18 protein-coding genes are annotated in these 17,762 nt (G+C 61.1%); 10 read left to right on the top strand and 8 right to left on the bottom strand.

Features of this window, described 5'->3' with window-relative positions; genetic code table 11:
* The first annotated feature begins 17 nt into the window (after positions 1–17).
* The 6 genes from pstC to CSV91_RS04200 all read left to right on the top strand — a co-directional run bounded on the left by pstC (position 18) and on the right by CSV91_RS04200 (position 6,158).
* Complete coding sequence (gene pstC / locus CSV91_RS04225) at positions 18–926, top strand: phosphate ABC transporter permease subunit PstC (protein WP_099431924.1); 909 nt, start codon at positions 18–20, stop codon at positions 924–926.
* Complete coding sequence (gene pstA, locus CSV91_RS04220) at positions 919–1,845, top strand: phosphate ABC transporter permease PstA (RefSeq protein ID WP_099431923.1); 927 nt, start codon at positions 919–921, stop codon at positions 1,843–1,845. Before pstC ends, pstA begins: the two co-directional genes overlap by 8 nt.
* Positions 1,842–2,714 (top strand): phosphate ABC transporter ATP-binding protein PstB, encoded by an 873-nt coding sequence (gene pstB / locus CSV91_RS04215; RefSeq protein ID WP_172622449.1) that lies wholly within the window; start codon positions 1,842–1,844, stop codon positions 2,712–2,714. The genes pstA and pstB overlap by 4 nt, the downstream gene beginning before the upstream one ends.
* A gap of 205 nt (positions 2,715–2,919) precedes the next feature.
* A complete protein-coding gene (locus CSV91_RS04210) occupies positions 2,920–4,779 on the top strand; it encodes an ABC-F family ATP-binding cassette domain-containing protein (protein WP_099431922.1) in 1,860 nt (619 codons plus the stop codon).
* Positions 4,780–4,785: 6 nt separating this feature from the next.
* Positions 4,786–5,556 (top strand): Cof-type HAD-IIB family hydrolase, encoded by a 771-nt coding sequence (locus CSV91_RS04205; RefSeq protein ID WP_099431921.1) that lies wholly within the window; start codon positions 4,786–4,788, stop codon positions 5,554–5,556.
* Between the two features lie 212 nt (positions 5,557–5,768).
* Positions 5,769–6,158 carry a metal-dependent transcriptional regulator gene (locus CSV91_RS04200; RefSeq protein WP_099431920.1) on the top strand — a complete coding sequence of 130 codons (390 nt, stop codon included), beginning with the start codon at positions 5,769–5,771 and terminating at the stop codon, positions 6,156–6,158.
* A gap of 283 nt (positions 6,159–6,441) precedes the next feature.
* Here CSV91_RS04200 and CSV91_RS04195 read toward each other — a convergent pair whose 3' ends face one another.
* The 5 genes from CSV91_RS04195 to CSV91_RS04175 all read right to left on the bottom strand — a co-directional run bounded on the left by CSV91_RS04195 (position 6,442) and on the right by CSV91_RS04175 (position 12,260).
* Positions 6,442–8,394, bottom strand: a complete 1,953-nt coding sequence (locus CSV91_RS04195; RefSeq protein ID WP_172622448.1) for a heavy metal translocating P-type ATPase — start codon at positions 8,392–8,394, stop codon at positions 6,442–6,444.
* A gap of 99 nt (positions 8,395–8,493) precedes the next feature.
* Positions 8,494–8,712, bottom strand: a complete 219-nt coding sequence (locus CSV91_RS04190; protein ID WP_089572082.1) for a cation transporter — start codon at positions 8,710–8,712, stop codon at positions 8,494–8,496.
* A gap of 63 nt (positions 8,713–8,775) precedes the next feature.
* On the bottom strand, positions 8,776–9,141 hold the full coding sequence (locus CSV91_RS04185; protein ID WP_055252065.1) for an ArsR/SmtB family transcription factor: 366 nt from the start codon (positions 9,139–9,141) through the stop codon (positions 8,776–8,778).
* Positions 9,142–9,530: 389 nt separating this feature from the next.
* The gene (locus tag CSV91_RS04180) at positions 9,531–10,652 is read right to left on the bottom strand and encodes a hypothetical protein (RefSeq protein WP_099431919.1); all 1,122 of its coding nucleotides are present in this window, start codon (positions 10,650–10,652) and stop codon (positions 9,531–9,533) included.
* A 639-nt stretch (positions 10,653–11,291) separates the two neighbouring features.
* On the bottom strand, positions 11,292–12,260 hold the full coding sequence (locus CSV91_RS04175; RefSeq protein WP_099431918.1) for a 3'-5' exonuclease: 969 nt from the start codon (positions 12,258–12,260) through the stop codon (positions 11,292–11,294).
* 171 nt (positions 12,261–12,431) lie between these two features.
* Between CSV91_RS04175 and CSV91_RS04170 the strand changes: the two genes are divergently transcribed.
* Complete coding sequence (locus CSV91_RS04170) at positions 12,432–13,526, top strand: putative manganese transporter (protein ID WP_099431917.1); 1,095 nt, start codon at positions 12,432–12,434, stop codon at positions 13,524–13,526.
* Positions 13,527–13,659: 133 nt separating this feature from the next.
* Here CSV91_RS04170 and CSV91_RS04165 read toward each other — a convergent pair whose 3' ends face one another.
* Positions 13,660–14,142, bottom strand: a complete 483-nt coding sequence (locus CSV91_RS04165; RefSeq protein ID WP_099431916.1) for a YaiI/YqxD family protein — start codon at positions 14,140–14,142, stop codon at positions 13,660–13,662.
* Complete coding sequence (locus CSV91_RS04160; RefSeq protein WP_099431915.1) at positions 14,143–14,745, bottom strand: HdeD family acid-resistance protein; 603 nt, start codon at positions 14,743–14,745, stop codon at positions 14,143–14,145.
* Between the two features lie 235 nt (positions 14,746–14,980).
* Between CSV91_RS04160 and CSV91_RS04155 the strand changes: the two genes are divergently transcribed.
* The 3 genes from CSV91_RS04155 (at position 14,981) to CSV91_RS04145 (ending at position 16,931) form a co-directional block, all read left to right on the top strand.
* Positions 14,981–15,652 (top strand): nitroreductase family protein, encoded by a 672-nt coding sequence (locus CSV91_RS04155; RefSeq protein WP_157757988.1) that lies wholly within the window; start codon positions 14,981–14,983, stop codon positions 15,650–15,652.
* Between the two features lie 83 nt (positions 15,653–15,735).
* Positions 15,736–16,278 (top strand): histidine phosphatase family protein, encoded by a 543-nt coding sequence (locus tag CSV91_RS04150; protein ID WP_055252053.1) that lies wholly within the window; start codon positions 15,736–15,738, stop codon positions 16,276–16,278.
* 17 nt (positions 16,279–16,295) lie between these two features.
* Positions 16,296–16,931, top strand: a complete 636-nt coding sequence (locus CSV91_RS04145; protein ID WP_099431913.1) for a histidine phosphatase family protein — start codon at positions 16,296–16,298, stop codon at positions 16,929–16,931.
* Between the two features lie 129 nt (positions 16,932–17,060).
* Here the strand turns inward: CSV91_RS04145 and CSV91_RS04140 are convergent, their stop codons facing one another.
* Positions 17,061–17,744: a DUF1015 family protein gene (locus CSV91_RS04140; protein WP_099431912.1), complete on the bottom strand. Its 684-nt coding sequence runs from the start codon at positions 17,742–17,744 to the stop codon at positions 17,061–17,063.
* Positions 17,745–17,762: the final 18 nt, after the last annotated feature.

Genomic DNA, 17,762 nt, shown 5'->3' with positions numbered 1-17,762 from the left:
CCCCGGAAAGGTTTGCAATGGCAAAACAGCTGCCAAAGCGCGAGCTTGAGAACGTGGGCCTGGGCGTCACGGGTGCGTGCGTAGCGCTCGTGACGCTTGTCGTTGCCGCGCTCATCTTTATGGTCGCCCAAAAGGGCCTCTCGGCTTTTCTCAAGGACGGCGTCTCGATCGTCGAGTTTTTTACCGGTACCAAGTGGGACCTGGCCAACACGGCCGAAAACGGCCTGCCCTACACTGGCGCCCTGCCCCTGATCGTCACCTCGTTTGCGGTCATGGTGCTCTCCACGCTCATCGCGCTGCCCATCGCCATCGGCTCTGCCATCTTTGCGGTTGAGATCCAGCCTAAGTTTGGCTCCAAGGTCTTTCAGCCGCTCATTGAGCTTTTGACCGGTATTCCCTCGGTCGTTTTTGGCCTGATTGGCTTTCACGTAGTCGTCGGCCTTATGAAGAGCGTTTTCCATGCGAGCACGGGTCTGGGCATCTTGCCCGGCGCCATCGTGCTGGCCGTCATGATTCTGCCGACGATGACCACGCTTTCGGTCGATGGTCTGCGCGCCGTGCCCGACAGCTACCGTCAGGGTTCGCTCGCGCTGGGCTACACCCGCTGGCAGACCATCTGGCACGTGGTGCTGAAGTCCGCCATGCCCTCGCTCATGACCGCGGTCATCCTTGGCATGACCCGCGCCTTTGGCGAGACGCTCGCCGTGCGCATGGTTATCGGCGGTATCGAGGCCATGCCGACGTCGCTGCTGTCGCCGGCGTCCACCATCACCACTACGCTCACCACATCTATGGCGGTCTATGCCGAGGGCTCGGCTCAAGACGACGTCCTGTGGGCGCTCGGTCTGCTGCTGATGGGCATGAGCCTCATCTTCATCCTGATCATCCACCTTATCGGCCGCAAGGGGGCGAAGGCTCGTGGCTAGCACGCGCATCCATATTGACGAGGCGAGACTCGGGCGTGTCCAAAAGCAGGACCGCATCGCCACAGGCGTGCTGACGGTGATTGTCGCCATCGTCATGCTCATCGTCGTCTCCATGGTGGCCTACATCCTGTTCGAGGGCATCTCGACGCTGTTCCAGCCGGGCTTTCTCACGCAACCCGCACGCGCCAACGGAACGCAGGGCGGCGTGCTCTACCAGCTGTTCGACTCGTTCTATCTGCTGCTGATCACCTTGATCATCTCGGTGCCCATCAGTCTGGGCGGCGCGGTCTTTTTGGTTGAGTACGCACCCGACGGTCCCATCCGCGACATCGCCTCCACCGCCATCGAGACGCTGTCCTCGCTGCCTTCCATCGTCGTCGGCATGTTCGGCTTTCTGGTGTTCTCGGTGCAGCTGGGCTGGAAGTACTCCATCATCTCCGGCGCCGTCGCGCTCACCATGTTCAACATCCCCATCCTGGTGCGCGTGATTCAGCAGGCGCTCGAGGACGTGCCGCAGGCCCAGCGCGATGCGTGCCTAGCCATGGGCCTCACCCGCTGGGAGGCCACGCTGCACATCCTAATCCCCGAGGCCATGCCCGCCATCGTGACCGGCATCGTGCTTTCGGCCGGCCGCGTGTTTGGCGAGGCCGCGGCGCTACTCTTTACCTCGGGCATGAGCTCGCCGGTGCGTCTGAACTTCTTGAGCTTTAACCTGTCGAGCCCCACTTGCGCCTGGAACGTGTTCCGTCCCGGTGAGTCGCTCGCCGTGCACATCTACAAGATCTATGGCGAGGGCAGCCCCGAGGCCCAGCAGATCGTTTGGGGCACCGCCGCACTGCTGATGACCTGCGTGCTGCTGTTTAACGTAGTCGCCCGTATCGTGGGCAAGCAACTGGCAAGGAAGATGACGGCCGAATGAGCGATATGAATGCAACGCCCGCAACCGAGGCGGCCACGTCCGACACCCAGGACTTTTTGTCGAGCGTGGGGGAGAGCGAGAGGCGCGTGCGCGTGAGCGGCAAGGCCGTGAGCGACGAGGTCGTGCTCTCCACCAAGGACGTCAACGTGTACTATGGCGACCACCATGCGCTGCACAACACGTCGCTCGACTTCCACAAGGGTGAGATCACGGCGCTCATCGGGCCTTCGGGCTGCGGCAAGTCGACCTTCTTGCGTAGCCTCAACCTGATGAATCGCGAGATTCGCGGCTGCCGCGTGGAGGGCGAGATCAACTACCGCGGCCGCAACGTGAACACCAAGACCGAGAACACCTACGAGCTGCGTCGTTCCATTGGCATGGTGTTCCAGCAGCCCAATCCGTTTCGCAAGTCCATTCGCGACAACATCACGTTTGCGCCCAAGCGTCACGGCATCACCGACCGCGACGAGCTCGACCGCATGGTCGAGGAGAGCTTGCGTGGTGCCGCGCTGTGGGACGAGGTCAAGGACAAGCTGGACAAGAGCGCCTACGCGCTTTCGGGCGGCCAGCAGCAGCGTTTGTGCATCGCGCGCACGCTCGCGCTCAACCCCGACGTGATTCTGTTCGACGAGCCCTGCTCGGCGCTCGACCCCATCTCGACGCTGGCGATCGAGGACCTGATGTCGTCGATCGTTGCCGAGCGCGCCATCGTCATCGTGACGCACAACATGGAGCAGGCGTCGCGCGTATCCAACCGCACGGCGTTCTTCTACATGGGCGATATGGTCGAGTACGACGAGACCGACGAGATTTTCCAACGGCCCAAGGATAAGCGGCTGAACGATTACCTCACCGGCATGTTCTCCTAGTCCGGGACATGCTTGAGGCCTGCGGCGGCCACGGTTGCCGCGGGACTGATTGGAGAGGCGGGTCATCTCTTGCGGGGGATGGTCCGCCTTTTTGCTCTGTGACCGAAACGACCACCACAAAGGGGACAGGCACCTTCGTGGTGGTTTGGGGTGGGGCTCGCTGCTATCATGGACAACGTTGAATTTCTACGAAGGAGCAGGGCATATGGCGATTCTTTTGGGATGCGATTCCATCAGCCTAGAGTTTCCCACCAAGCATATTTTCGATAGCGTGACGCTCGGCGTGGGCGAGGGTGACCGCATTGGTATTGTCGGTAAAAACGGCGACGGCAAGTCGACGCTGCTGAGCGTGCTCGCCGGCACGCTGGAGCCCGATGACGGCCGCGTGACGCATCGCCGCGGCACCACGATCGGCCTGCTCGGCCAAAAGGACCAGCTTGTCGACACCGACACCGTGCACCATGCCGTCGTGGGTGACACGCCCGAATACGAGTGGGCCTCGAGCCCGCGTACGCGACAGATCCTGGCCGGCCTCATCAGCGATGTGCCCTGGGAAGGCACAGTGGGCGAGCTTTCGGGTGGCCAGCGCCGTCGCGTGGACCTCGCGCGCCTGCTGATCGGCGACTACGACGTGCTCATGCTCGACGAGCCTACCAACCACCTGGACATGCGTACCATCAACTGGCTTGCACGCCATCTTAAGGCTCGTTGGCAGCGCGGTCAGGGCGCCATGCTCGTGGTCACGCACGACCGCTGGTTCTTGGACGAGGTCTGCACCAGCATGTGGGAGGTCCACGACGGCCAGGTCGATCCCTTCGAGGGCGGCTACTCGGCATACATCCTGCAGCGCGTGGAGCGCGACCGCATGGCCGCCGTCACCGAGGAGCGCCGCCGCAACATGGCGCGCAAGGAGCTCGCGTGGCTGAGCCGCGGCGCCCAGGCCCGTTCCACTAAGCCCAAGTTTCGCGTGGATGCCGCTCGCGAGCTGATCGCCGACGTGCCGCCCGTGCGCGACGAGCTGGAGCTCAAGCGCCTGGCCGTGAGCCGCCTGGGCAAGCAGGTTATCGATGTGGTCGACGTGGACGCCGGCTATGCGGATGCCGATGGCGCGTCCAAACAGGTGCTCACCGATGTGACCTGGCTCATTGGTGCGGGCGATCGCTATGGTCTTTTGGGCGAGAACGGCGCCGGCAAGTCCACACTGCTCGACGTGATCCAGGGCAAGATCGCGCCCCTGCGCGGTCGCGTGAAGATCGGCCAGACGGTGCGCTTTGGCGTGCTGTCGCAGCAGCTCGAGGAGCTCGAGCCCTACATGGGCGACACGATCCGCGAGGTGCTCAGCCACTATAAGAAGTACTACGTCATCGACGGCAAGGAGACTTCGCCCGAGAAGCTCTGCGAGCGTCTGGGCTTTACGACGCAGCAGCTCTGGAGTCGCATCGGCGATCTTTCGGGCGGCCAGCGCCGTCGCCTGTCGCTGCTGCTGACGATCCTGGACGAGCCCAACGTGCTCATCCTGGACGAGCCCGGCAACGACCTGGATACCGACATGCTGGCGATTGTCGAGGACCTGCTCGACGGCTGGCCGGGCACGCTGATCCTGGTGACGCACGACCGTTTCCTCATGGAGCGCGTGACCGACCAGCAGTGGGCACTGCTCGATGGCCATCTGACGCATATGCCCGGCGGTGTGGACCAGTACCTGCGCCTGTGCAACGCTACCGCCGAGGGCGAGCCCGTGGGTGCGCCGAGCGCCAAGACCGGCACGTTTGACACCGGTGCCGCGGCGGCTGCGGCCGAAAAGCCCAAGTCGAGCGGCCAGCCCAATGGCCTTTCCAACGCCGAACGCCAGAAGCTTCGCCGCGAGGTGAGCTCGCTCGAGCGCAAAATGGAGACGCAGCGCGCCCGCGTGGAGGAGGCCGAGGCCGCGATGGCTCAGGTCGACCCCACCAACTACACGGCGCTGGGCGAGCAGCAGGCAAAGATCGACGAGGCCCACGCCGCCATGGACGAGTTGGAGATGGCGTGGCTCGAGGCGAGCGAGAAGCTCGAGGGCGAGGAGTAGGCGAGGATGATCAAGGCCGCGTTTTTCGATATCGACGGCACGTTGCTGAGCTTTAAGACCCATCGGATTCCGGCGTCGGCGCAGCAGGTGCTCGACAGTTTTCGCGAGCAGGGGATCGCGTGCGTGATCGCCACGGGCCGTCCGACCTATCAGATGCCCGATTGGCTGTTCGATCTTGGTTGGGATGCGTACATCACGCTTTCGGGTCAGCACTGTTTTGATGCCAAGGGCGTTTACCGCAGCTGCCCGATCGATTCGGACGACGTCGCGGCGATTGTGGACCAGGTGGCGCAGGGGCGCTATGACTCGCTGTGTATGCAGGGCGAGAACTCGTTTGTGAACCGCCTGTCCGAGCGCGTGGTGACGGCCGGGAGCAACGCGGGGATTGTCTACCACGAGGAGCCGTTTGAGCACGCCTTTGACGCGCCGGTCTACCAGTTCTGCGCCTTTGTGGACCCGGCCGACGAGCATATCGTGACCGATGCGGTGTCGCATTCACTCACCACGCGCTGGTGTGATTTGTTCTGTGACATTATCCCTGCCAACGGCGGCAAGGACCTGGGCGTGGCGGCGACGCTGGAGCGGCTGGGCATCGACGCGAGCGAGGCGATCGCCTTTGGCGACGGTGAGAACGACCTGTCAATGTTTTCTGCCGTGGGCACAAGCGTGGCCATGGGTAATGCGCAGGACACGGTGAAAGCTGCAGCGACCTATGTGACGACAGCCGTGGACGACGATGGCATCTACAACGCCGCGAAGCACTTTGGCCTCGTGTAGCTACGACCCGGCACTTGGGGACGTTCCTTATCTGCCGGCAGCTAGGGACACTCCTTGCGCGCTGCGTGCCGTGTCGCCTTGCTTGCCCCGCGTGTTTTGTGAAACGCGGCTAACTTTTTGGTCAATGCAGTAAGACATGGGCAACTTTTGCGGTAAAGTAAGCCGTGGAAAGTATCCAAAGGCTAACTAGCAATCATCGCGAAAGGCGGCCCATGGCCCTACGTGAATCCGGAGAAGACTATCTCGAATCGATCTACGTCCTATCGGAACGTCAGGGCATCGTGCGCTCGATCGACGTTGCGGAGTACCTCGGCGTAACCAAGGCGAGCGTTTCCAAGGCCATGGCGACCTTGGAGAGCAACGGCTATGTCGAAATGGGCAAGCGCGACGTTCATCTGACGGAGCGTGGTCTGGAGGTCGCTCGTCAAATGTGGGAGCGTCACTGCTTTTTCGTGGGGCTGCTGGAGGATGCGGGTGTTTCGGCTGAGGTCGCGTCGCAAGAGGGCTGCCACATGGAGCATTGCCTGAGCGAGGAAAGCTTTGAGAAGCTAAGGTCGATGTTGGGACGGGATGGTGCTTCGGCGCCAACAATGACCGACTAGCACTTCCGCAGCGGCGCGCCTCCCGCGCCAAAGGCGCGGGACAGCGATTGGGACTAGTGGTCCCATCAGCTAAGCCCAACTCAGATAAGGAACCCCGCCAGCAAGCGATGCCCAAGAACCACCAGCAACGTTACCGCAGGCCGGGGCCGGGCTTGGTTTTGAAAACATTCCGCAGACCAGAAGCGCCCCCGTTCGTAGCTCCGAAGGAGCAGAACGGGGGCGCTTCATTGGTCGAGGACGTTTTCAAAACCAAGCCCGGCCCCGGCCGGAGGGACCACAGGCGCTACAGGTTCTTGACACCCATCGCGCGCATGGCGTTCAGGATGGCGATGATCGCCACGCCTACGTCGCCGAACACGGCAAGCCACATGTTGGCGATGCCCAGTGCCGCAAGCACCAGAATCAGCAACTTAATGCCCAGCGCAAAGATGATGTTCTGCCAAACAATCGACATGGTCTTGCGCGCCACGCGGATCGCGCGGGAGATGTTGGACGGCTTGTCGTCCATCAGCACGACGTCCGCCGCCTCGATTGCGGCGTCCGAGCCCATAGCGCCCATGGCGATGCCAACGTCTGCGCGGGTAAGCACGGGTGCGTCGTTGATACCGTCGCCGACAAAGGCGAGCTTGCCCTTGCCACTTTCGGCCGCGAGCAGCGCCTCAACGCGCTCGACCTTGTCGCCCGGCAGGAGCTGCGCGTGGAACTCGTCGAGACCGAGTTGCTTGGCCACAGACGCCGCAACCTCCTCGCGGTCGCCCGTGAGCATGACGGTGCACTTGACGCCGGCGGCGTGCAGGTCGCGAATCGTTTGCTCCGCATCGACCTTGACGGTGTCGGCAATTACGATGTGGCCGGCATAGGTGCCGTCAACGAGCACATGCAGAATCGTTCCGACGATCTCGCAATCGGGCGCTTTGGCTCCGGCCGCGGCGAGCATCTTTGCATTGCCAACGGCGACGTGCTTACCGTCGATGGTTGCCGTCACGCCGTGGCCCGCGTCGTTGGCGGAGTCGCTAACGCGCTTGGAGTCGACCTCGCCCTGGTAGGCGAAACGCACGGACTGCGCGATGGGATGGTCGGAGAACGACTCCGCAAGGGCCGCGACCTCGAGCAGCGACTGCTCGGTATAGCCTGCCTCGGGGTGCACCGCGACGACCGAGAACATGCCGTTGGTGAGGGTGCCCGTCTTGTCGAAGACGACGGTGTCCACATCGGCGAGCGTCTCGAGGTAGTTGGAACCCTTGATGAGAACGCCCAGCTTGGACGCGCCGCCGATGCCGCCAAAGAAGCTCAACGGTACGCTGATCACGAGGGCGCACGGGCAGCTGACGACCAGGAAGGTCAGACCGCGCAGAATCCAGTCGGACCAGGCACCGGTGATCAGGCCGCCGCCAAGTGCGAGCACCGCGGCCGCGCCGGTGACGGCGGGCGTGTAGACGCGGGCAAAGCGCGTGATGAAGTTCTCGGTGCGCGCCTTCTTCTCGCTGGCATTCTCCACGAGTTCCAGGACGCGCGCGACGGTGGACTCGCCAAAGGGCTTGGTGGTGCGCACGTGGATGAGGCCCGTCATGTTGATGCAGCCGCTGATGATATCGTCGCCGGACTTGGCGGGGCGGGGAACTGACTCGCCCGTGAGCGCGGCGGTGTCGAGCTGGGTTTCGCCCTCGACGATGACGCCGTCGATAGGCACGCGCTCGCCGGGCTTGACGACGATGACGGTGCCGACGGCGATGTCATCGGGGAAGACTTGCTCGAGCGTGCCGTCGGGCTGCTCGACGTTAGCGTAGTCGGGCGCGATGTCCATCATGGCACTGATCGACTTGCGGCTCTTGCCCACGGCGTATGTCTGGAACAGCTCGCCGACCTGGTAGAACAGCATGACGGCGGCGCCTTCGGCCATGTGCGGGTCGGTATCGGGGAAGAGCACCATGGCAAACGCGCCGATGGTCGCGACGGCCATGAGGAAGCTCTCGTCGAAGGCCTTGCCGCGGCGGATGTTATTGAATGCCTTTTGCAGTACGTCGTAGCCGGCAATCAAAAACGGCACGAGGAACAGCACAAAGCTGGCGTAGATGTCGCCCGGGGTGCCGAATGCGGCGGTGAGGGTGCCGAGCTCATCGAGGGCGTACACCACGGCAAAAATGCCCAGTGCTACCAAGATGCGGTTGCGCTTATGCTCAAGGGACTCTTTCTTCTTGCGCTTCTTCTTTTTCTTTTTGGGATCGGCGGCTGTCATGATTCAAACCTCTCATTTGAGTGTATGAACACTCGCTCATATAATTTCGCGAGCAAAGGCCGCGGCAAGCGCGGCCTCGCAGGTCAACGTATGCGCGGGTTAGAGAATGATCTCGCAGTCCGGCTCGGCGTCGGCGGTGAACTCAACGACGCGGTCCAGGACCTCGTCGAACTTGGCGTCGTCGGCCTCGAGCGTCAGCTTCTGGGTCATAAAGTTGACCGAAACGGACTTGACGCCCTCGAGCTTAGCCAGCTCGTCCTGAAGTTCACGCGCGCAGTTGGCGCAATCGATCTCGTCGAGCTTAAACTGCTTTTTCATGGTGGGTTCCTTTCCCTGTGCTAGCGGTCTGGGTGCCGGCCGCGCTGATACCGTGGGTGATTACTATTCGCAGATATGGCTCATGCCCTGGTTGAGCATGGTATAGACATGATCGTCGGCGAGCGAGTAGAGAATGTTGCGGCCGTCGCGGCGGAACTTGACCAGGTGCGACTGCTTAAGCGTGCGCAGCTGGTGCGACACCGCAGACTGCGAGGTCGCGGTCGCTTCGGCGATGTCAGCCACGCAGAGCTCGCGACCCATGAGGGCATAGAGAATCTTGATGCGCGTGGTGTCGCTGAAGACCTTGAACAGGTCGGCAAGGTCGTAGAGAAGCTCCTCGTCGGGAAGGTCCTCGGGCGAGCAGGTGGTGGGGACGATCGGCTCGGTGGCCTCGATGCCAGTCTTTGTTTCATCAGCGTGGCTGCTCATTGCAATATCCTTTCATATGAACATGCGCTCATATAACTTACTTCCGATTATATGAGCGCATGTTCATATGTCAATACAATTTGCGATAATTTCGATGACTGCTTGCCGCCTCTGCGATTTTCTGCGGGTTGGGAGACATCGACGCAATGCTCGCCAACATATTTCGAGATGTTCGGCCAGCATGCTAAGAAAGCCACCTTGAGAAGCATTAGAACTGTTCATATTTGTACTTTATCGTGTTAAATACCGCGAGAATCAGTTCTTCCTCTACGGGAGTTCCTGCAGAATCAGTTTTATCTAAAGTTATATTGAGCATTGCTGCAGCCAATCTGGCACATCGGTGGCCGAATAAGTCGAAAAATGTAGGTGGACATCCGCAGAGATCGCCTTTAGAAGAGCGAATTCTCAATTAGATCAATAATCGTGTCGTCTTCCGTGCGGTTTTCATCGATTTTTGCGAACATGTCGCATTCCCAAGGCCCATTGATTTCCTCAGCAAGGGCCCCGACGTGTTGCATGTCGTCGGGTTCTGGCACATCGTTGATGCTCGGGTCATCAGCTTGCGGATATTGGCTTGCAATTTCGCGCTTGGCGGCCTCTTCTTCTTTGAGTGCCTCCAGGACGCGGCGACCGTATTCGAAGTAGCGCCGCAAGACAAATTGACGAAGAGTTTCTTGCAGGATGGCGAAGTTATCCGGGAGTCGACCGGGCCATATCTTCTCGCGAATGCGAATCGCTTCCATGACCCGCCTAAAAGCGGACTGCTTGAAAAATGAATGACGACTAACTGTGATAACGGCATATCCCATGTTTCGCAGCGTGTTTCGGCGTTCCTCGTCAATTGATTGCTGTTCGGGCTCGTCGTGGTAAAAGCCGTTGTATTCGATATCGGTCATCGAATTTTCGAGCAGCGCGTCGAGGTAGAAAACCGTCCGTCGCGTTAGGGCGGCGTATCTTTTGGGGACTGGGATCGGATAGTCCGTTTTGATAGCGCGTATGGCTAAGCCACCCATTGACTTGGGCATTGTCAGCATCATGACAAACGCCGTTTCGAGTGGGGAGCGACAGCCTTCGCGTACATAAGAAAGTGCCTTAAGTGCTTTATTAGATCCACGATACCCCGATGCCTCTGAAAAGAAGGCTCTGAGCTCTTCAACGCTGGTTAGGGCTGGGCGCTCGCGATATTGAGTTTCGTCGGACGTTCCAAGCGCGTAGGAGCCGCAGATTTCAAAGTAATACTCAACGAGCTCCGAAAGGTTGAGGTCGGCTGCTGCTTCTAACGCGCACAGCTTGATATCGACGATGTAGACGTTCGGCTCGAGTTCTAGGTAGCTTTCTGCATCAAACGTATAGCGCGTGCAGTGGCAGATGCAGCCCTTGCGGTGCCTTTTGGCATTATTGGAAAACGTCAGCACATGGATGCTTTCAGAATCGACATTCTTTCTGTTGAGCCATGCTCGCGCCGCTTCCAGGTCGGACGTGGTTGGCGCAGACACCTTGATCTTTTCCATAGGTATGGGATCGGTCGCGTAGCTTGCGAGCGAGTTGACTGTTTGGTATACAGCGCGTGCCGTGGTATGTGACAGAACGATTCCCATACGCGCATGATGGCATAGCGGACGCCATATACGCCCGAAACTTCGGGCAACGGTATTGGGGCGCGGCTTATCTTCTGCGAACGGTGGGTTTTTGAGCTGTCGTATTGAGGGGGGCAGCTTCGGCTGGGGAGGTTTCTGTCGGCTGCCCCATTTTGGTGAACTTTAGTTGCGGATTCGTAGCTTCTAAGCGTTTTTGCCGACCGCTCAGATGCCTCACCAACATAATTTGAGTTATTCGGCCTTATCCTATACGAATGGTGCGATCGCAACGTCCTATTCGAATTGATTCAGGTAGATTTATGGGGCTTGGTTGCGAAATTGGGGCGACTATAGCGCTCGATTGCGGTTCAAGGGGCCTCGACTAGTGGTTTAGCTGGCCGAACAACTCGAAAAAAGTAGGTGGGCCAACCTGCCGACTATGTGAAGCACGCGTATTTGCTCGTTTTGATGAAAACTAGGGTGCAGCCATAAGACTGCGCCCTAGTTTACTGCGTGCCGGTGCGTCCAGACGGATTGCACTGTGCCTGGCAGGCGCTCCCGCAGATGGATCGGTTATTTCGCGAATAGGTTCTTGAGGTTGAACTCGGCCTGTACCGTGCGGAGCATGAGGTCGGTGTCGTCCAGACCCAGATGCTGCTCGTTGGCGTCGGGCGCGAGGGTGCCGCGACGGCGTGCCCAGTTCTCGAGTGCGGCGGGGGCGGACTCGCGGGGGAGCGAGCGGACGTCGGCATCCAGGCTGCGGCAGATCTGGCGCGAGTCGATGACGATGATCTTACCCGCGCGGCGTGCCTCGGCGTAACCGTCCAGGTGAATCTTGAACCAGCTGTCCTCAAAGGCGGCGTTATGCGCCATGTACGGGTACTTCTTCATAAGCTTGAGCAGCTGCTTTTGCAGCTCCTTGTTCTCGCGGAAGGGCGTTTTGCCGTCGATGTCGTCCCAGGTAATGTGGTGGATATTCGACAGCGGCACATCTTCGCCGCGGTAGATGTCGGGCAGGCCACAGTAGTGCGCCTCGGCGTCGTGCGGGATGGCGTCGCTGGTGAGTTCCATGATCTCCCAGCCGACGTTGATGATATAACCGCGTTCGGGTGCACGGCCGGTGGTCTCGATGTCGATACCGAGCACGGTGCCCTGGATGGGCTTGCGGGCGTAGGCCACGCCGAGCGCGTCGCGGTCACCGCGGATCTCGCGCATAACGGACGCGGCGGTGCGCTTTTGCATTTTGCCGATGGCGGCGCAGGTGTCGGCGTCGGACAGGCCGCGCGAGAGCGTCGCGGGCGTCACGTTGCGCAGGCGTGCCTCGCCAATCTGGTCGCAAAGGTCGCGGTTGCGGTCGGCCAGGTCGCGCACGGTGGCAAAGTCGAAGCCGGGGTCGTCCTCGGCAGTAAAATACTCGGTCTCGAGCACCTTGAGGGCCTCTTCGCCCTTCTGGCGCTCGGACTCCATGGCACCGTGATCGCCATAGATAAACATGGGGATAAACGGTTGGCGTTCGTATTCGAGTGCTTGCGAAACGTTCATAGGCTGCTCCTTGGACGGGCCGCGTCGCGCGGCTCGGGGTTACTGAGTTGTGGCGAGATGATAGTTTACCATGGGCAACTATTGGCACCGCGCCCGGGACAACTACAATACCCTAGTTGACCGCTAGGACTTTTACAATGCTGCCGAAAGACACGAAAGGTTCCATCCGTCATGGATTTGTTGATTGATATTCTGCTCGACGCCGGCAAGGACACGCTGTCACTGGTGCCGTTTTTGTTGGTGACGTATCTGGCCCTCGAGACCCTGGAGCACGTCGCGGGCGACAGCGTTAACGGCGCCATCAAGCGCGCCGGTGCCGCGGGCCCCGTGGTTGGCTCGTTGCTGGGCATGGTGCCGCAGTGCGGCTTTTCGGCCATGGCAGCAACGCTGTACGCCGGCCGCGTCGTGACGCTGGGCACGCTGGTTGCGGTGTTCCTTTCGACCTCCGACGAGATGCTGCCGCTGTTGCTCGCCGAGCAGGTGCCCGTGCAAACCATGGTGATGCTTTTGGCTTCGAAGGCACTGATTGCGTTGGTTACGGGCTTTATCGTGGACGCCGCCATTCGCGGCCTGCGTCGTAACGCCCGCGCGCATGCGGCGATTCGCCGTACCGTGCTGGGAACCGCGGCCAACCCGGCCCACGTGAACTGCGCGCACGACGACCACACTGGCGGTGACATCATCGACGAGGTGGCCGAGGCGGGCGTGAGCGCCGACCACATCCACGAGTTATGCGAGCGCGACCATTGCGGTTGCGATGATGATGAAGATGAACATGAGCGCGACCACGGACACAGCCATGATCACGGTCACACGGGCGAGCATGAGCACCACCACGGCCACAGCCACGACCACTCCCACGAGGGCGCGCCCGTTCTGTCGATTATCCGCAGTGCGATCTCGCACACTGTGCAGGTTTCGGTTTTTATTTTCCTGGTGACGCTGGTCCTGGTCGCCGTGCTCGAGACGTTCGGCGAGTCCGCAATCGAGCAGTTCCTGCGCGGCAACGAGACGCTTGCGGTCCTGGGCTCGGCGCTTGTCGGCCTGATCCCCAACTGCTCGGCGAGCGTGGTCATTACGCAGCTGTACCTGGAGGGCGTGCTACAGCTGGCGCCGATGCTCGCCGGCACGCTCATTTCCGCCGGGGTGGGCTACCTGGTCCTGTTCCGCACCAACCGCAGCGCCCGCGAAAACGTCGTGTTCCTGATTATGATGTACGTTATCGGCGCGGGCTGGGGTCTCATCCTTTCCGCCGTTGGTCTCTAAGTAGATTATTGGGATATGCCGTAAAAACTGGGGCATGCCGTAAAATCTACCGCCATGACTTGGGCATTGGATGCGCGTCAATCGCCAAAACAAAAAGGTAGATTTTTAGGCATGTCCCAAAAATCTACCTTGGTTAGCGTAGCAGCTCGGTGAGGTTGCGTTTAAAGCGGATGCGGTCTTCGCTGGTAAATGGCGCCGGTCCGCAAGTGCGTCCGCCGGCGCGGCGCACCTTCTTTTCCTCGTGGCGAATAAACAGCTGCATGTCGATGGTCGCTTTGTCGTAGACGCGCCCGCGCACACCGATGGCGGCGGCATCGCGCCCGAGCACCATGCTCGCCAAGCCAATGTCCTGCGTCACGACCACGTCGCCCGCCTGCAGGCGTTCGACAATGGCAAAGTCGGCGCTATCGGCGCCCACACTCACGTCGAGCGTCGTAACCCAAAAGCCGCGTCGCGCGTGCTCGGCATCGCGCGGGTCGTCGCGGCGAATGCGTCGTTCCAGGTTTTGCGTGCTGTTGCCGGCGATAACAACGGCGACGCCCGCCCGCCGCGCGCAGTCAATCGACTCGCGCGTGACCGGGCAGGCGTCGGCATCAATAAAGAGCGTTCGCGGCATCTAGTGCACCAGTTTGCCAAATTGAATAGCGCGAACAATCAGCGTTACGCCAAACACCAGCAGCGCGGCGCCGCTAAAGATGACGAGCATCTTGGCCGACCACAGCGGATAGATAAACACGAACATGCCGGCGATGATGGAGAGTACGCCGCTCAGGATGGCGAGGGCACGGTTGGACGAAAGCTCGGACTCCAGAATGGACATGACACCTTCGACAATCCAGCCAAAGCCGGCCACGATAACCACCATCGTGGTAAGCGTCGCGGTCGAGAAGGCCTGGTTGCGCAGGATTATGACGCCGCCCAAGATAATGAGTAGGTTGGAGATGATGCTCGTCACGCGCCAGCCGGTGGGCAGCAGCGGCTCAAAAATGGCAGTGAACAGCCTGATGGCTGCCGTAATCACAAAGTAGAAGCCCAGGACGGTCGTCAAAAAGACGAGGGACTTGGCGGGTGCAAAAAGCAGCGCGATACCAGCAATGAGCGCTAGGACGCCCGTGATGGCGTAGATCCAGCGTACGGCCTTGACGGCTTTGCCCGCCATGCTTTTCTCGTCAAATCCAAACTGGCTCGATTTTTGGTCATCGTTCTTAAAGATGCCCATAATGTCTCCTTTCCGTGCGGCGTAAGCCTTGATCGTTACAACTAGTATCGCCTAAAGGCGCTGGCGTATGGGTCGGGGAGGGCGAAACGTAACCCAAAGGCCCCGAATTGTTTCCGTTGTTCCCCACGTCGCGATTTTCTATTCAACAGGTGTAGAACATTGCAGCCCTGTTCGTTATTGCCTACGTTTTAGGTTAGATTCTCCTAAGAACAATTGCCCGAAATTGGGGGTCCCTATGAACGAAACAGTTCCCGCGGCGCCGGTAAGCGCCGAGTCGATGGCAAAGCAGGGTTGCGAAAAGCTCGGCTTGGACGCGTTTGATGCGTTGGTTCGCCGCTCCCGCACGTGCCGTCGCTTTGACGAGTCCATGCGCGTGCCACGCGAGTTTTTGCTTGAGCTGGCGGAGCTGGCGCGCCTGACCCCGTGTGGTGCCAATGCTCAGCGTCTTCGTTTTCATGTGGTGAGCGGTGCCGAGGATTGCGCGCGTGTATTTGACGAGCTCGCATGGGCCGGCGCACTTAAGGACTGGCCGGGTCCTGCCGAGGGTGAGCGCCCGACCGGCTACATCGCGATTCTTGCCGAGCGCGCCGTTCCGGGCAAGCCCGCCGCTCCCATTACCGAGGTCGACACGGGCATTGCCGCACAGACGATGATGCTCGCCGCCCGCAGCGCCACGCCCGAGGTGGCAGCCTGCATGTTCAAGGCCTTTACGCCCCACGCGATCGATGCCATGGGGCTCGATAACGACAAGTATGAGCTCAAGCTGATCATGGCGTTTGGCGTTCCGGCCGAGACGCAGGTGATCGATGCGATCGATTCCAACCCCGACGGCTCCATCAATTATTGGCGCGACGAGGCGCGGGTGCACCACGTACCCAAGCGTCCGCTTGCCGACGTGCTGCTGTAGTTGTGCGTCGTTGCGGTGCAATCCGGCGGCAAAATCACCACAAAGGCTCCTGTCCCCTTTGTGGTGGTACGAGGGGAGGGCGTGTGGCGGATCTGTATTTGGTGCGGCATGGGCAGACTGAGCTCAATGTGCAGAGCATTTTGCAGGGCTGGCACGATTCGCCGCTTACGGCGCGCGGGCGCGAGCAGGCGCTGACGGCGCGTACGGCGTTTGCGGCGCGTGGCGTGGCCTTTGATCATGTGTATTCCTCGCCGTTGGGCCGGGCGCGGCATACGGCCGAGCTTATCGTTGGCGAGGGCCGTTCCATTGAGCTGGTCGATGACCTGCGTGAGTGGCATTTTGGCTCGCTGGAGGGCACATCAAATCGCGAGATGCCGCCGCAGCCCTGGGGCGATTATCCGGTGGCCTTTGGCGGTGAGTCGGAAGTGCAGCTTCAGTCGCGCATGGTCGCGGCGCTGTCCCGCATCATGGCCAGGCCGCAGCACGACTGCGTGCTGGCGGTTTCCCACGGCTCAGCCTGCCAGGAGTTTCTTGAGTATGTGACTGGCGGGGGAGAGCTACCCGACAACGGTGCCGTGCTTCATTTTGGCTATTGCGACGGGGCGTTTTCGCTCTTGGGTTGGTAACGAACGAAAGGACCCCTATGAATAAAGATCTGTATCTGGTCCGTCATGGACAGACGATATTCAACCTTAAGCGCATTATTCAGGGCTGGAGTGACTCGCCGCTTACGCAGTTGGGTTGCGACCAGGCGGCGCGCGCCGGCATGTTTTTACGTGCGCGCGGCATTGAGCCCGATCATGCCTACACCTCCACGCTTCATCGCACCGAGCAGACTATCGCCAACTTGTGGCCGGGCTTGGCGTACGAGCGCCTGGACGGTCTGCGCGAGTGGTTCTTTGGCGACTTTGAGGCCGAGCGCGTGATGCTTATGCCCGAGCGCCCGTGGCGCGATTTCTATCGTCAATTTGGCGGCGAGGGCCAGATCCAGGTGCGCGAGCGCATGGTGGCGACGCTGACCGAACTCATGCGGCGCCCGGACCACGAGTGCGTCCTTGCGGTGAGCCACGGATCGGCCATCAAGGAGTTTTTGGATCACGTGAGGGGAGCGGCGGCCGACGAGCACGAGCGCGTGCCGGGCAACTGCTCGGTGCTGCACTTTGCGTTTGACGACGAATCCGACACGTTTGAGCTGGTCGAAGTCTTTACGCAGGAGGATTACGCGCGCGAGCTGGGGCTTGAACCACTTGTGGCGGCAGCAGGCCCGCAGCGGGGATAACGCGAGCGTGGCGGCACGGGTCGCCGGCATAACTTCTCGACGCAAAAGGGGCGGAGATGCATGTACCTGCTGCATCTCCGCCCCCTGTTTGTTGAGCTGCCGATTTTTGTGCCGGGCGCTTTAGTCTTGCTAGAACCGTGCGACCTGGTGCGTGAGCAGACCCGTCGGAACCTGCGGCGCGGCGCCGCTGACCTGCGCGGCGGGGAAGAGCACGGCAACGGTAAAGTTGAACGGCTCCTTGCCGGTGTACGTTCCGGCAGCACGGGCCTCATCGGCCAGCAGCTGCGACGCCCCGGTCAGAGCGGCGGCGTAGGCGGGGTCGTCGGCCAGTGCCGGCTCCGGTGCTTGGTCGAGCATAGCGCGGATGGCCCCGACGGCGTCCTCGCGCTTGACCTCCCACGCGCGGTGCGTAATGCCCGCGGGGTCGGTGACGGCGTAGAGCGACGCGCCCTCTTTGGCGGCGCCCAGGATGATATCCATGACGGGCGAGGCCTCGTAGGCGAGCGACACGGGGCGCGGCTGCACCTTGAGCTCGGCGATCGCGAGCGCAGCGGCGGCCACGTCAGCGCTGACATCGCCCTTGTCGCCCGCAAGTACACTCGTCGGGCAGATCGCCACGACACCCGTCACGCGTCCCGGCTCGCCCGAGCATTCGTACACGTAATACGCCGCACCCGGGTCCTTGAGCATCAGGCCATCGGCAAGGGCTCCGCGCAGGGCGTCGTTGCCGCTCAGGATACCGCCCATCGCAGGCAGCGCCTCGAGCACACGGTCCTGAGCCGGGCGGATGCAGGGAAACGGAAGTGCTTTCATGGGCGGTCCTAACGCGCG

This window comes from Collinsella aerofaciens (assembly GCF_002736145.1).
GTDB lineage: Bacteria > Actinomycetota > Coriobacteriia > Coriobacteriales > Coriobacteriaceae > Collinsella > Collinsella aerofaciens_A.
Note: the sequence above shows the minus strand (reverse complement) of the source record. Positions and strands in the feature narration are given on the sequence as shown.

What these genes read in the sequence shown, in the direction of transcription:
- pstC (WP_099431924.1), top strand. Translation starts at nt 18, where the DNA reads ATGGCAAAACAGCTGCCAAAGCGCGAGCTTGAGAACGTGGGCCTGGGC.
- pstB (WP_172622449.1), top strand. Translation starts at nt 1,842, where the DNA reads ATGAGCGATATGAATGCAACGCCCGCAACCGAGGCGGCCACGTCCGAC.
- CSV91_RS04210 (WP_099431922.1), top strand. Translation starts at nt 2,920, where the DNA reads ATGGCGATTCTTTTGGGATGCGATTCCATCAGCCTAGAGTTTCCCACC.
- CSV91_RS04205 (WP_099431921.1), top strand. Translation starts at nt 4,786, where the DNA reads ATGATCAAGGCCGCGTTTTTCGATATCGACGGCACGTTGCTGAGCTTT.
- CSV91_RS04200 (WP_099431920.1), top strand. Translation starts at nt 5,769, where the DNA reads ATGGCCCTACGTGAATCCGGAGAAGACTATCTCGAATCGATCTACGTC.
- CSV91_RS04195 (WP_172622448.1), bottom strand. Translation starts at nt 8,394, where the DNA reads ATGACAGCCGCCGATCCCAAAAAGAAAAAGAAGAAGCGCAAGAAGAAA.
- CSV91_RS04190 (WP_089572082.1), bottom strand. Translation starts at nt 8,712, where the DNA reads ATGAAAAAGCAGTTTAAGCTCGACGAGATCGATTGCGCCAACTGCGCG.
- CSV91_RS04185 (WP_055252065.1), bottom strand. Translation starts at nt 9,141, where the DNA reads ATGAGCAGCCACGCTGATGAAACAAAGACTGGCATCGAGGCCACCGAG.
- CSV91_RS04180 (WP_099431919.1), bottom strand. Translation starts at nt 10,652, where the DNA reads ATGGAAAAGATCAAGGTGTCTGCGCCAACCACGTCCGACCTGGAAGCG.
- CSV91_RS04175 (WP_099431918.1), bottom strand. Translation starts at nt 12,260, where the DNA reads ATGAACGTTTCGCAAGCACTCGAATACGAACGCCAACCGTTTATCCCC.
- CSV91_RS04170 (WP_099431917.1), top strand. Translation starts at nt 12,432, where the DNA reads ATGGATTTGTTGATTGATATTCTGCTCGACGCCGGCAAGGACACGCTG.
- CSV91_RS04165 (WP_099431916.1), bottom strand. Translation starts at nt 14,142, where the DNA reads ATGCCGCGAACGCTCTTTATTGATGCCGACGCCTGCCCGGTCACGCGC.
- CSV91_RS04160 (WP_099431915.1), bottom strand. Translation starts at nt 14,745, where the DNA reads ATGGGCATCTTTAAGAACGATGACCAAAAATCGAGCCAGTTTGGATTT.
- CSV91_RS04155 (WP_157757988.1), top strand. Translation starts at nt 14,981, where the DNA reads ATGAACGAAACAGTTCCCGCGGCGCCGGTAAGCGCCGAGTCGATGGCA.
- CSV91_RS04145 (WP_099431913.1), top strand. Translation starts at nt 16,296, where the DNA reads ATGAATAAAGATCTGTATCTGGTCCGTCATGGACAGACGATATTCAAC.
- CSV91_RS04140 (WP_099431912.1), bottom strand. Translation starts at nt 17,744, where the DNA reads ATGAAAGCACTTCCGTTTCCCTGCATCCGCCCGGCTCAGGACCGTGTG.